Annotated in this window: 5 protein-coding genes; all 5 read right to left on the bottom strand. The window is 70.3% G+C overall.

Annotated features, from left to right (window positions below; all coding sequences use genetic code 11):
* Positions 1–103: 103 nt before the first annotated feature.
* A complete protein-coding gene (gene malQ, locus BM115_RS25825) occupies positions 104–2,278 on the bottom strand; it encodes a 4-alpha-glucanotransferase (RefSeq protein WP_092301403.1) in 2,175 nt (724 codons plus the stop codon).
* Positions 2,275–4,446: a glycogen debranching protein GlgX gene (glgX, locus tag BM115_RS25820; protein WP_092301400.1), complete on the bottom strand. Its 2,172-nt coding sequence runs from the start codon at positions 4,444–4,446 to the stop codon at positions 2,275–2,277. The genes malQ and glgX overlap by 4 nt, the downstream gene beginning before the upstream one ends.
* 72 nt (positions 4,447–4,518) lie before the next feature.
* Entirely contained in the window at positions 4,519–6,777 is a 2,259-nt protein-coding gene (gene glgB / locus BM115_RS25815; protein ID WP_092301397.1) for a 1,4-alpha-glucan branching protein GlgB, read from the bottom strand.
* Positions 6,764–10,159: a maltose alpha-D-glucosyltransferase gene (gene treS / locus BM115_RS25810; protein ID WP_092301394.1), complete on the bottom strand. Its 3,396-nt coding sequence runs from the start codon at positions 10,157–10,159 to the stop codon at positions 6,764–6,766. The genes glgB and treS overlap by 14 nt, the downstream gene beginning before the upstream one ends.
* Positions 10,156–13,509: an alpha-1,4-glucan--maltose-1-phosphate maltosyltransferase gene (locus BM115_RS25805; protein WP_255370991.1), complete on the bottom strand. Its 3,354-nt coding sequence runs from the start codon at positions 13,507–13,509 to the stop codon at positions 10,156–10,158. Before BM115_RS25805 ends, treS begins: the two co-directional genes overlap by 4 nt.
* Positions 13,510–13,839: the final 330 nt, after the last annotated feature.

Genomic DNA, 13,839 nt, shown 5'->3' with positions numbered 1-13,839 from the left:
CTCTCCGAGGGCGATAGGGGAGACCACCGAGGGTTTTCTCCCCTCTCCCTCCGGGAGAGGGGCGGGGGAGAGGGACGGCGCCCCCCTACCGACCACGCCCATCTCAACCATCCCCCCGCACCGCCGCCACGCGCACGCGCACGTCCGCATGATCGAAGAGCTCGCGCACATCGGCGTCGAGCCGGCGCTGCCAGTTGGGGTGCCCGGTCACCGTGCCGGGCAGGTTGGGCTGCTCGGCGGCGCCCAGCAGGTCTTCCACGGGCACCAGCCGTAGCGGGGTCCGCGCGCGGGACAGCCAGCGCAGCACCGCTTCCACGGGGGCGGACGCCGCGTCGGGCTCGGCACCATCGACCACCCCGCCCGCGCACATGGCCTGCCACAGCGCCGTGCGCTCGGCGGCGCGCATCGCCATCAGGCCGGCTTCGGTCTCCCCCTCGCCCAGTTGATGCAGCCGCGCGCGCCAGGCGATGTCGTGGCCGGCCCACCAGCCGGCGATGGTCGGCAGGTCGTGCGTGGTGGTGGTGGCTACCGCCTGCGCGGGCCATTGCTCGGGCGGCAGGAACGGGGCGGGGGTGTCGGTGTCTTCGGCAGCATCCTCGTCCGCCGGCTGGCGTTCGAACCACAGCACGTCGATGCCCATCACGCCGCGCGCGGCCAGTGCCGTGTTGAGCGTCTCCGGCACCGTGCCGAGGTTCTCGCCGATGATGATGGCGCGCTGCCGCCACGACTCGATTGCCACCAGCCGCAACAGGTCATCCAGCGGATAGGTCAGGTAGGCGCCCGCCGTGGCCGGCGCGCCGGCCGGCACCAGCCACATCCGCGCCAGCCCCAGCACGTGGTCGATGCGCAGCCCGCCGGCATGGGCGAGGTTGGCGCGCAGCATCTCGATAAAGGCGGCGTAGCCGTTGCGGCGCAGCCCGCGCGGCGAGAACACCGCCACGCCCCAGTCCTGCCCGAGCGGGTTGTAGACGTCTGGCGGCGCGCCGGCGTGGAAGCCGTTGAGGATCTCGGTCTGGCGCATCCACGCGTGGCTGCCGCCGGGATCGGTGCCCACGGCGAGGTCGGCGATCAGTCCCACGGCCATGCCGGCGGCGCGCGCGCGGTGCTGCGCGGTGTCCAGCCCGTGCGCGGCCAGCCATTGCAGGAAGGCGTGATAGCCGATCTCCTGCGGAAACTGGGTCTCGAAGGCGGCCACCGCCGAACTGTCTGGCGAGCGCAGGGTGACCGGCCATTGGCGCCAGTCGGATGCCGCTTGTCGCCGCGCGTCATCCCCGTCATTGCTGGCCTGCGCCAGCAGGCTGGCCTGGATGGCCTCGAAGCAGGCGTGGGCCAGCAGCCCGCTGCCGCCGCGCGCGCGGAAGGCGGCGAAGGCCTGTTGGGCGTCCGTGCTGAGCAGGGTGTCATGGCGGTCCCACAGCCAGCGCAGCAGCGCATGGCGTGCCACGGACAGCGTGGGCCAGTCGATTTCGTCGCGCGCCTCGGCGGCGGCCAGCCGGTGGCCGATGTTCAACGCCGCGATGCCCTGATCGACCGCGTCCTGCCCGAACACGGCGGCGGGGTCGGCGTAGAGCGCGTTGTGGAAGATCCGGCTCGACGGCGCGTAGGGGCTGTAGCGCGCCGGCAGCGCGGCAAAGCCGGCGTGGAGCGGGTTGATGGCGACGGCGTCGGCGCCTTCGCGCGCGGCCGCCTCGCAGGTCAGGGCCAGCGTGGTGAGATCGCCCAGCCCGGTGGGCGCCCCCCGGCGCAGGCCGTAGAGCTGCACGGAGAGCCCCCACGGCTTGCTCGCATGTACCGCGCGCGGGTTGGCGGATGGGTTGGCAGACAGTGCATCGGCCACGCCGTAGCAGCGCGGTGGCGCCACGGCCAGCGTGGTGGCCAGATCGCCCAGCAGCAGGCGGTGGTAGCCCCAGTCCGTTACCGGCGGGATTTCCATCAACCCGTCCGCATTGCGCTGGGCGATGCCCTCGATCACGCGGCCATCCTCCAGTTCGAGCCGATAGGGGCGCTGCGCCAGCGTGTGCGCCCACCGCACGGTCACGGGCTGGCCCTGATCAGCCGTGAGCAGCGGCGGCAGCGGGTGGGATGCGTCGTCGGCGGCGAGCCGCGCGAGCGAGGATTCACAGGCGCCGGGCGTGTCGCAGGGCAGGTCGAGCGCGGCCAGCACCGCGTGCAGGGCGTCCTCGGTAAGGGCCTGGGGCCGGCCCCAGGCATCGCGCCACTGGGTCTGCAGGCCGGCGCGTTCGGCCAGTCGCTGCAGGGCGTCGGTGTCGTGGCTCATCGCGGGGGTTCCTCTTTGCGGACGTCTTCATTGCGAACCCTTGGCACGCTGGCCAGCAGTAGCGCCACGCTGTGGGCCACCACGGTGTAGCCGGGCTGGCCGTCGTCGCCGTTCGCAAGCGGGCTTTCGCCGGCATCCGGCGCGGCGCTGTCGAACAGCACGCGCCAGTCCTCGCCTGGGGCCGGCGCGCGGAAGGTGACGTCGTCGTTGCCGGCGTTCAGGCACAGCAGCATCACCGCCACCTCGTCCTCGCCGTTGCCGGGCGTGGCGCGGCGCAGCGCCAGTGTGCGATCTTCGCCATTGGCCCACTGCTCGGGCGACAGCTCGTTGCCATCGGCCCCGAACCACGCGATGTCCGGCACGCCCGGCGCCGGGCGCGAGCGGCCGTGCACGAAGCGGTTCTCGGTCAGCATCGGTACCTGTCGGCGCAGCGCCAGCAACTGGCTCACGCAGGCCATCATCGGCGCGTTGGCGGGGTTGGCGGCGTCCTCCCAGTTCAGCCACGAGAGCGGGCTGTCCTGGCAGTAGGCGTTGTTGTTGCCCTGCTGGCTGCGGCCCCATTCGTCGCCGGCGGTGAGCATCGGCGTGCCCTGGGAGAGCAGCAGCGTGGCCATCATCGCCCGGGCCACGCGGCCACGGGTTTCGAGGATCTGCTCGTCGTCGGTGGGGCCTTCCACGCTGCCGTCCGGGCTCCAGTTGGCGCTGGCGTTGTCGTCGTTGCCGTCGCGGTTGTCCTCGCCGTTGGCCTCGTTGTGCTTGCTGCTGTAGCTGACGAGGTCGGCCAGCGTGAAGCCATCGTGCGCGGTGATGAAGTTGACGCTGGCCCACGGCTTGCGGTGGCGGCGGTCGAACAGGTCCGCCGAGCCGGTGAGCCGCGCGGCCAGTTCGCCGCGCTGGCCGGCATCGCCACGCCAGAAGCGGCGCACGTTGTCGCGGAACTTGTCGTTCCATTCGGCAAAGCCGGGCGGATGGTTGCCTACCTGATAGCCGCCGGGGCCGAGGTCCCACGGCTCCGAGATCAGCTTCACGCGCGACAGCACCGGGTCCTGGAGGAGGGCGTCGAAGAAGCCCGCGCCGGGGTCGAAGCCGGTGGCCTCGCGGCCCAGCGTGCTGCCGAGGTCGAAGCGGAAGCCATCCACGTGGAAGGCCTCCACCCAGTAGCGCAGCGAGTCCATCACCATCTGCAGCACGCGCGGGTGCGACAGGTTCAGCGTATTGCCGCAGCCGGTGTCGTTGATGTAGTGGCGCTCGTCGCCCGGAATCAGCCGGTAGTAGCTGGCGTTGTCCAGCCCGCGCCAGGACATGGTCGGCCCCAGCTCGTTGCCTTCGCAGGTGTGGTTGTAGACCACGTCGAGAATGACCTCGATGCCGGCCGCGTGGAGCCGGCGGATGGCCACCTTGGCCTCGTGCAGCTCGTTGGCGGACAGGTAGAGCGGCTCCGGCGCGAAGAACGCCAGCGTGTTGTAGCCCCAGTAGTTGCGCAGGCCGCGCTCCACGAGGAAGCGGTCCTGCAGGAAGGCGTGGATCGGCAGCAGCTCCACCGCCGTCACGCCGAGCCGGTGCAGGTGATCGACGAAACGCGGATCGGCCAGCGCGGCGAAGGTGCCGCGATGGTGCGGCAGCAGGTCTTCGCGCTGCATGGAGGCGCCGCGCACGTGCACCTCGTAGATCGAGGTTTCCGGCCACGGGCGGTCCAGCCGGCGGTCTTCGCCCCAGTGGAAGCTTTCGTCGACGACCACGGCCTTCGGCATCATCGGCGCGCTGTCGCGGCGGTCGGGCGTCAGGTCCGCGCGCGGGCTGTTGAGCCGGTAGCCGAACAGCGCGTCCGACCAGCGCGCCGGGCCGTTCAGCAGCCGCGCGTAGGGATCGAGCAGCAGCTTGTGGGGGTTGAAGCGGTGGCCCCGGGTCGGCTCGTAGGGGCCGTAGGCGCGGTAGCCGTACAGCGCGCCGGGCTGGGCCAGCGGCAGGTAGCCGTGCCAGACCTCGTCGGTGCATTCGGGCAGCGGCAGGCGGTGGATCTCCCTGCGGCCGTTGGCGGAGAACAGGCACAGCTCGATGCGCGTGGCATTGGCGGAGAAGACTGCGAAGTTGACGCCCAGGCCGTCCCAATGCGCGCCAAGGGGGTAGGGCTTGCCGGGCAGCAGACGGTCGATCGTGGCAATCGCCATGTGCATGGCTCCTTTCTTCTGGTTATTCTGGGTGGCTCGTGATGACAGCTTTCAGAGGGTGTCAGCGGGGTGTCAACGGGGCGGGCGGTAGCGCAGGACCAGCGTAGCCAGCGGCGGCAGGGTCAGCGTGACCGCGGCCGGCTGGCCGTGGGACGCCGCGTGGGACGCCTCCACCCGGCCGCCATTACCGAGGTTGCTGCCGCCGTAGTAGCCGGCATCGGTATTCAGGCATTCCTCCCAGTCGCCCGCGAACGGCACGCCGAGGCGGTAGCCCTCGCGCGGCACCGGAGTCATGTTGACGACCACCAGCGCCACCTCCTGGCTGTCTGGCGCGGCGCGGCGCAGGTAGGCGAAGACGCTGTTCTGGTGATCGTCGCCGACAATCCACTGGAAGCCTTCGGGCCGGTGATCCATGGCGTGGAGGGCCGGCAGCTCGCGGTACAGCCGGTTCAGGTCGCGCACCAGCGAGTGCACGCCACGGTGTAGCGGCTGGTCCAGCAGCGGCCAGTCGAGTTCCTCGTCGTGGTTCCACTCGCGCCATTGGGCGAATTCGCCGCCCATGAACAGCAGCTTCTTGCCGGGATGCGTCCACATGAAGCCGTAGTAGGCGCGCAGGTTGGCAAAGCGCTGCCAGTCGTCCCCGGGCGCCTTGCCGATCATCGACCCCTTGCCGTGTACCACTTCATCGTGCGAAAGCGGCAGCACGAAGGCTTCCGACCATGCGTAGACCAGCCCGAAGGTCAGCTCGTTGTGATGCCAGGGGCGGTGGATCGGGTTCTGGCTCAGGTAGCGCAGCGAGTCGTGCATCCAGCCCATATTCCACTTGAAGTCGAAGCCGAGCCCGCCGGACGCCACGCTGGCCGTCACGCCGGGCCACGCCGTGGATTCCTCGGCGATGGTCAGCGCGCCGGGGCAGCGCTCGTGGACGATGGTGTTCAGGTCGCGCAGGAAGGCCACGGCCTCCAGGTTCTCGCGCCCGCCGAAGCGGTTGGGCACCCACTGGCCCGGCTCGCGGCTGTAGTCGCGGTAGAGCATGGACGCCACGGCGTCCACGCGCAGCGCATCGGCATGGAACTGTTCGAGCCAGTGCACCGCCCCCGCCAGCAGGAAGCCGCGCACCTCGTTGCGGCCGAGGTTGTAGATCAGCGTGTTCCAGTCCTGATGGAAGCCCTCGCGCGGGTCCTGGTGCTCATAGAGCGCCGTGCCGTCGAACTCGGCCAGCCCGTGCGGGTCGGTGGGGAAGTGCGCGGGCACCCAGTCGAGGATCACGCCGATGTCGGCCTGATGGCAGCGATCGACGAAGGCGGCGAACTGGTCCGGCGGGCCGAGTCGCGAGGTGGGCGCGAACAGCGACAGCGGCTGGTAGCCCCAGGAGCCGCCGAACGGGTGTTCGGTGATCGGCAGCAGCTCGATATGCGTGAAGCCAAGGTCGCGGATATAGGGCACCAGCCGGTCGGCCAGGATTTCCCAGCCGTGCGCGGTGTCGTTGGCGGCGCGCTGCCAGGACATCGCGTGGAGTTCGTAGACGGACATCGGCGTGGCATAGGGATCGGCGCGGGCGCGCTTCTCCATCCACGCCTGGTCGTTCCACTGGAATGGCGGGGCGCCGTGGCCGCGGCAGGCCACCACGGACGCCGTGGCGGGCGGCGGTTCGGTGGCCAGCGCCACCGGGTCGGCCTTGTCCGGCAGGGCGTGGCCCTGCGCGCCGATGATGTCGTACTTGTAGCGGCTGCCGCCGTGGGCGCCGAGCGCCTCCGGGATGAACACTTCCCAGATGCCGGCGCCGTGGCGCAGGCGCATGGGGTGGCGCACCGGGTTCCAGCCGTTGAAGTCGGCGATGACCGATACGCGCTGGGCGTTGGGCGCCCACACCGCGAAGCGCACGCCGGCTTCGCCATCGACGGTCAGGCATTGCGCGCCGAGGCACTGGCCGAGTTCGAGGTGGCGGCCTTCGTTGAGCAGGTGCAGGTCCAGATCGCCCAGCAGCAGGCCGAAGGCGTAGGGGTCGGCGCTGCATTGCTCGTTGCCGTCCGGCCAGCGGATCAGCAGGCGGTAGTCGCCCGGTTGTGGCGCCTCCGTGCCGGGCAGGCGGCCGGCGAACACGCCGCCGGGGTGCAGCGCGGTCATCGGCGCGATAGGTTTGCCCGCCCGGTCGGCCAGCGAGACCGATTCGGCGCCCGGCGCGATGGCGCGCACCACCACGCCGTGGTCGTCCCGGTGGGGGCCGAGCACGCCGAACGGGTCGGCCAGCCGGCCCTGCAGCAGCGCGTCGATCACGGCATCGGGCAGCGTTGGGGTGCGTTCCATCGTGGCGCTATTAGTTCGTGCCATCGTTGGCTCCCAGCAGCTTGCGGACGAGCCGGGCCAGCCCGCTCGTGGGCAGGTCGATCCATGCCACGCGGTTGGCGGCCTCATAGCCCACTTCATAGGCGGCGCGCTCAAGCAGGAACAGGTCGAGCAATTGCGCCATCTGTCCCGGCTCGGCCCATTGCTGCGGCGCGGCCTGCATCGACTGCTGGTAGCAGTTCAGGAAGGCCTGGCTGGCGGCGCTGCGGAAGCGCTCCAGCAGCGCGGCGCGGCGCTCCGCCAGCGCGGGCGGCAGCGTGGCGTGGGTGCGCTCCTGCCGGTCCGTGCCGACCGTGGCCGCCGCATAGTCGAGCGAGCGCAGCAGCCCCGCCACATCGCGCAGCGGCGAGGTCTTGCGCCGGCGGAAGGCCAGCGGCTGGCGCGGTTCGCCTTCGAAATCGACGATATAGGTGTCGCTCTGGGCGATCAGCACCTGCCCGAAGTGGAAATCGCCGTGGATGCGGGTCTGGAGGCTGCCCGGGGCGGCCTGCGCCAGGCGTGCCACCAGCTTGGGCAGCTTGCCGCGCGCGGCGACCAGCGTCTCGATATCGGTGGCGAAGGCGCCGGTGGCGTTCTGGCGGCGGGCTTCAAGCAGATCGAGCGCCTCGTTGAGGGACTTCAGCGCTTCCTCGGCCCATTCGCCGGCCTGCGCCTCGGTGGCGGGTTCGGGCGAGAAGGCGGCCTCGTCGCTGGGCCGGGCCAGCACCGCGTGCAACTCGGCCAGACGGCGGCCCAGCGTGCCGACCATGGTCGAATAGCCGGCCATGGCTTCGACGAACTCGCCGTCGGCGTCTTCGGACGGCATGGCGTCGTCGATCAGGCGGCTCAGGTAGTCGAGCGTCCAGTCCCAGCCATCGCCCTGATTGAGGATGTAGCCCTGCAGCAGCATCAGCGTGTGCGGCGTGCCATCGGCGCCGGTGCGCACCACCTCGCCCAGCAGCGGCGCGGAGTGTGCGTAGCCTTGGCTGGTCAGGTAGCGCGTCATCTCGGCTTCCGGATGGATGCCGCCCGCCACCCGGCGCACCAGCTTGAGCACGCCGTTGTTGCCGTAAGCGAGCGAGCTGTTGGACTGTTCGGCGGACATCCACTGCACGGGCTGGTCTTCCAGCGTCACCCCGGCCAGCCCTGGCTCGGGCAGGAAGCGGATCACGCCGTGCGTGGTCGGTGCCTCGGTGCCGTCGCGCATGGCCTTGACCACGGCGCGGGCGTAGGCCTCCACCACGAAGCCATCGGTGGCCACGCCCACGCGGCTGCCCCGGCGCACGCGCGCCATGGACAGGCCGTGCATCAGTTGCGGCATGCCTTCGGTGTTCTCGCGGTCCCACAGCAGCGCCACCGGTAGCTGGTAGCACTCGGTGCGGCCCGGCAGGGCCACCTCGACCTCGCAGTGGAACACCTCCTCGTTGTTGCCGACCCGGGCGATCGGCCACGCGTAGGCCACGGTCACGCGCTCGATGCGGTCCGCCTTGGAGGCGAACCAGCGCCGGCGGGCGAGGTAGATCGGCAGGACTTCGGTGGTCAGCGCGCGGCGGGCGGACTCGGTCAGTTCCGAGCGTCCGGCGTTGTTCTGGAGTACCAGGGTGATTTGATCGGCCATTTGCTCGGGGGCGTCCACGTGCCAGGAAGGCGGCTGGGCGTCCTCGCTCAACACAAACCAGTAGAAACCATACGGCGGCAGCGTGAGCAGGTAGGTCAGCTGGCCGATGGCCGGGAAGGGCGTGGCGCCAAGCATCTCCACCGGCACGCGGCCCTGGAACTGCGAGAGGTCCAGCTCCACGGCCTGCGGCGCGCGGGACAGGTTGGCCACGCACAGGATGTGCTCGCCATCGAACTCGCGCAGATAGGCCAGCACCTTGCGGTTGCCGGGGAACAGGAAGCGCAGCGTGCCGCGCCCGAAGGCGTGATGCTGCCGGCGCAGGGCCAGCATGCGGCGCATCCAGTTCAGCAGCGAGTGCGGGTCGCGGTTCTGGGCTTCGACGTTGACGGCCTCGTAGCCGTACAGCGGCCCCTGCAGCGGCGGCAGCACCAGCCGCTCGGGGTCGGCGTGGGAGAAGCCGCCATTGCGGTCCGGCGACCACTGCATCGGCGTGCGCACGCCATCGCGGTCGCCGAGGTGGATGTTGTCGCCCATGCCGATCTCGTCGCCGTAGTAGATCACCGGCGTGCCGGGCATCGAGAACAGCAGGCTGTTCATCAGCTCGATGCGGCGGCGGTCGCGCTCCATCAGCGGCGCCAGCCGGCGGCGGATGCCGAGGTTGATGCGCGCGCGGCGGTCGGAGGCGTAGACCTCCCACAGGTAGTCCCGCTCGCTGCTGGTGACCATCTCCAGCGTCAGTTCGTCGTGGTTGCGCAGGAAGATCGCCCACTGGCAGTTCGGCGGCACCTCGGGGGTCTGCCGCATGATGTCGGTGATCGGGAAGCGGTCTTCCCGGGCGATGGCCATGTACATGCGCGGCATCAGCGGGAAGTGGAAGGCCATGTGGCATTCGTCGCCGACCACGCCGCCGTCCGGGCTGGCCGCGCCGGTGGTGTCGGCCGTGCCGCCGCCGCTGGCGCCGCCAAAGTACTGCTGGGCGTCTTCCGGCCACATATTGGCCTCGGCCAGCAGCAGGCGGCCGGCGTAGCGCTCGTCCAGGTGGCTGCGGATCTTGCGGATGACCTCGTGCGTCTCGGGCAGGTTCTCGTTGGTCGTGCCTTCGCGCTCCACCAGATAGGGCACGGCGTCCAGCCGCAGGCCGTCGATGCCGATGTCGAGCCAGAACCGCATCACGCTCAGCACCTCGTTGAGCACCTGCGGGTTGTCGAAGTTCAGGTCCGGCTGGTGCGAGTAGAAGCGGTGCCAGAAGTAGGCGCCGGCCTCGGCGTCCCAGCTCCAGTTCGACTTCTCGGTGTCGCAGAAGATGATGCGCGTGCCGGCGTAGGACTGGTCGTTATCGGACCACACGTAGTAGTTGCGGGCGGCCGAGCCGGGCTTGGCCTTGCGCGCGCGCTGGAACCACGGGTGCTGGTCGGACGTGTGGTTGATCACCAGTTCGGTGATCACGCGCAGCCCGCGCGCGTGGGCTGCCGCCACGAAACGGCGGGCCTCGGTCAGCGTGCCGTAGTCGGGGTGCACGCTGCGGTAGTCGGCAATGTCGTAGCCATCGTCACGGCGCGGCGAGGGGTAGAACGGCAGCAGCCAGATGGTGTCCACGCCGAGGTTGACCAGATAGTCGAGCTTGGCCAGCAGGCCCGCGAAGTCGCCGACGCCATCGCCATTGGCGTCATAGAACGACTTGATGTGCAGTTGATAGATGACCGCGTCCTTGTACCAGAGCGGGTCGGCGTTGAGCAGGGCGGCGCTGACGCGGTCGGATGCGCGCTTCATGCCGTATCTCCGGTTTGTTGTTGGGGCCGGACGTGCCAGAGGGCGAACGGCAGTTCATGCGGATTGAGGCGGATGCGCTGGGCCTTGCCGGTCCAGGTGAAGCGGCGGCCGGACATCAGCTCTTCGGCCTGCAGGGCGCCGTGGTCAGGCAGGCCCCACTCCCACAGCGGCAGTTCGATCGTGGATTCGCGCGGCGCGCGCGGGTCCAGGCTGATGGCGGCCAGCAGCACGTCGCTGCCGAAGGTGGGGCCGCTGCTGGTTCCTCCTGCAGGGCCCCCGGGCTCGGCCGGGACGTAGCGGGCGAAGTACAGCACCGCGTCGTCGCTGGCGTGGTAGAAGCGCACGCCCAGATGATCCTGCAGGGCCGGATGGCTGGCGCGGATCTGGTTCAGCCGCGAGATCTCGGCCACGATGTTGCCGGGCTGGTTCCAGTCGCGCACGCGGATCTGGTACTTCTCGGAGTCGAGGTATTCCTCGCGTTCCACGCCGTTCAGCACCAGCGGCGCGCCCTCGCAGACCTCGAAGCCGTTGTACATGCCCCAGAGCCCGGAGAGCAGCGCCGCCAGCGCCGCGCGGATCAGGAACGCCGGGCGTCCGCCGTCGTGCAGGTAGAACGGGTTGATGTCCGGCGTATTGACGAAGAAGTGCGGACGGTAGAACTCGCGCAGCGGGCTCTGCGTCAGCTCGGTCATGTACTCGGTCAGCTCGGCCTTGGTGTTGCGCCAGGTGAAGTAGGTGTACGACTGCGAGAACCCGAGCTTGGCCAGCCGCGCCATCATCTTGGGCCGCGTGAAGGCTTCGGCCAGGAACAGCGTGTCCGGGTGCTTGGCGCGCACGTCGGCAATCATCCACTCCCAGAACGGCAGCGGCTTGGTGTGCGGGTTATCCACCCGGAAGATGCGCACGCCCTGGTCGGCCCAGAACATCACCACGTCGCGCAGCGCCTGCCAGAGATGCTCGCCGCCGGGCGGGGCCGCGTAGAAATCGACGTTGACGATGTCCTCGTACTTCTTGGGCGGATTCTCGGCGTAGCGCAGCGAGCCGTCCGGACGGTGCGAGAACCACTCGGGGTGCTCGCGCAGCCACGGGTGGTCCGGCGAGCACTGGATGGCGAAGTCGAGCGCCAGTTCCAGGCCGTGGTCGGCGGCGGCGCGGCGCAGGCGCTGGAAGTCCTCGAACGTGCCGAGCTGCGGGTGGAGCGCATCGTGGCCGCCTTCGGTACTGCCGATGGCGTACGGGCTGCCCACATCGCCCGGCTCGGCCTTAAGGCTGTTGTTGCGGCCCTTGCGGTGCGCCTGGCCGATGGGGTGGATCGGCGGAAAGTAGAGCACGTCGAAGCCCATCGCACGGATGGCCGGCAGCCGGCGGATCACATCGTCGAAGTTGCCGTGGCGATTTTCATCGCCGCTTTCCGAGCGCGGGAACAACTCGTACCAGCTCGCGAAGCGGGCGGCGAGGCGGTCTGCCTCTACCGGCATCGCCGTGGGGTAGCGGCTGACGAACGGGCGCCCGGCGGGGGTGTCCATGGCGGCGTGCATGGCGGTTTCGGTGCGCGGGGAGAGCAGGATTTCGAGCCGCAGGGCGTCGTCGCCGGCGGCGGCCTTCAGTTCGGCCAGCAGGGCGCCGGCATCGGGGATGGCGCTGCCCTCGGGGGTGTCCAGCGTGGCGGCCACCAGCCGGGCGCCTTCCTCGATCTCCAGCGTCACGTCCACGCCGGCCTTGCGTTTCTTGCCGATCTCGTCGAGCCAGCTCGCGAAGGTATCGCGCCATGCTTCCACCGTGAACTCGTGGCGGCCCAGCGCCACGATCGGGAAGCTGCCGCGCCAGCGGTCGTTGATGACGGGGGTCATCGGCGAGGCACGCCAGACCTGCTCGCCCGGCGCGCGCCACAGCACGGCGGCGGCGAGCTTGTCGTGGCCGTCCATCCAGATATCGGCGGTGACCTCCACGCGCTCGCCCACCGTGCGGCGCACGGCGAAGCGGCCGTGGTCGGCGGAGGGCGCCAGGTTCTCGATGGCCACGCGCGGCGCCTGCATGGCGGTGGCCAGATCGCGGTCGATGGCTTTGCGGTGATTGCCATTGCCATTGCCGCTGCCATTGCGGCGCGCGCGGGGCTGCGCGCTGACCGGCAGCGCTTCATACAGGCGGATATCGGCCGGTGCCAGCGTGATCGTCGCGCTGGGGTCGAGCTGGTGGGCGGCGTCCAGCGTGCCGCCGGGGCCGCCATCGGCCGATTGCAACGTGGCGGCGGCCTGCGGCAGCGCGCTCAGCACGCGGTCCGCGCCGAACGAGGCGGGCTCGATCGGGCAGGGGTTCAGCACCACGATCAGCGCAGCGGGGCCGGTGGCGCCGTTCGAACCATTGGCGAGGTGGCGCGGCAGGCGGGCCAGCACGGTGAGCGGCGCGTCCGGGCCGCTCACCTGCCGGACCGCGACGGCCGGCGCCGGGTCACGCGCGGCCAGCCAGGCGTTGCACTGGATCAGCTCGTGGGTGAGGTCGTAGGGGGCATCGACGATGTCATCGGGATGGCCATCGGACTGCGCCTCGGGGGCGGTATCAAGGGGCGCGCTGCCATGGGCGCCGGTCTCGAAGCCGGCCGGCACCATCAGCCCGTCGCCGATGGCGGCGGCGGTCCACAGCGCGCGGCGGGCGGCCAGCACGTCGGTGCCGTCGGGCGCCAGCGAGGGCGCGGCCAGCACGCGGCCGAAGTCGCGCAGGCGCGCCATCTCCTCGGTCAGCCACGCGCTGCGGTAGTCCCACCACGGGAGCGAGCAGAACGCGCCGTCGAACGGCGCGGTGGCAAGGTCGGCCAGTTGTTGCGGGTTGGTACCGGGGGTGAAGGCCAGGAACACGGGATCTTCGCCGCCGTTCTCAGTACTGTCAGTACTGCTCCGCCCGGCGGTCTCGATGATCTCCGCCCAGTGCCGGCCCGGCACGCGCGACGGGGCGCGGCAACAGAAGCCGGCGGCGCCGGCATCGATCGCTTCGCGGATCTGGGCGCTCCACCAGGCCACCAGCGCGGGGGCGAGCCCCTCGTCGTACCAGCGCAGCCGCACGCCGGGCAGGTGGCTGTCCGTGGCATCCGGGCTGCCGCCGGGGCGGGCATGGTCGACCCAGCCATCGTGCATGCCTGCCGCCTCGGCCGGAAAGCGGTCGAGGGCGAGATCGAGCAGGGGAAGCAGCCCATGTGACCGGCACGCCGCAAAGGTCGCTGCCAGGATGTCGGGGCGGATATGGGGAATGGCCCAGCCGGCCAGCAATACATGGTCGAAACCGAGTGTGGCGGTGCGCGCGAGCGCTTCCGGGTCCACCGCTCGGGAATCGGTCAGGTTCAGTTGGCAGATTCGCACGTCACAGGTCCTTGGCCGTGGCGCCGCTGCGCGCCGATTCTGACCGGGCACGCGAAGGCTGTGCCAACGCGGCGGGGTCCGGGAGCGCGCGGGCCGGGAACTGCGGTGCAGCAAGGGCAGGGGCCGATGCGGTCCGGCCGCGCGTCCGGGTCGCATATGTAAGAAATACACGGTGCCCGGCGGATGTAAAGTAAGGAATACGGCTTTCGTGAAATCCGACGAGGCGGAAGGCTATCGATAAATGGGGGCGATAATCGGCACGCCGGTGCGGAATAAATCGGCAAAAAAAACCCCGCCAAGGGGCGGGGACGATTTTCAGCGGAGGCGGCG

Source organism: Cupriavidus sp. OV096 (assembly GCF_900115455.1).
Taxonomy (GTDB): Bacteria; Pseudomonadota; Gammaproteobacteria; order Burkholderiales; family Burkholderiaceae; genus Cupriavidus.
Note: the sequence above shows the minus strand (reverse complement) of the source record. Positions and strands in the feature narration are given on the sequence as shown.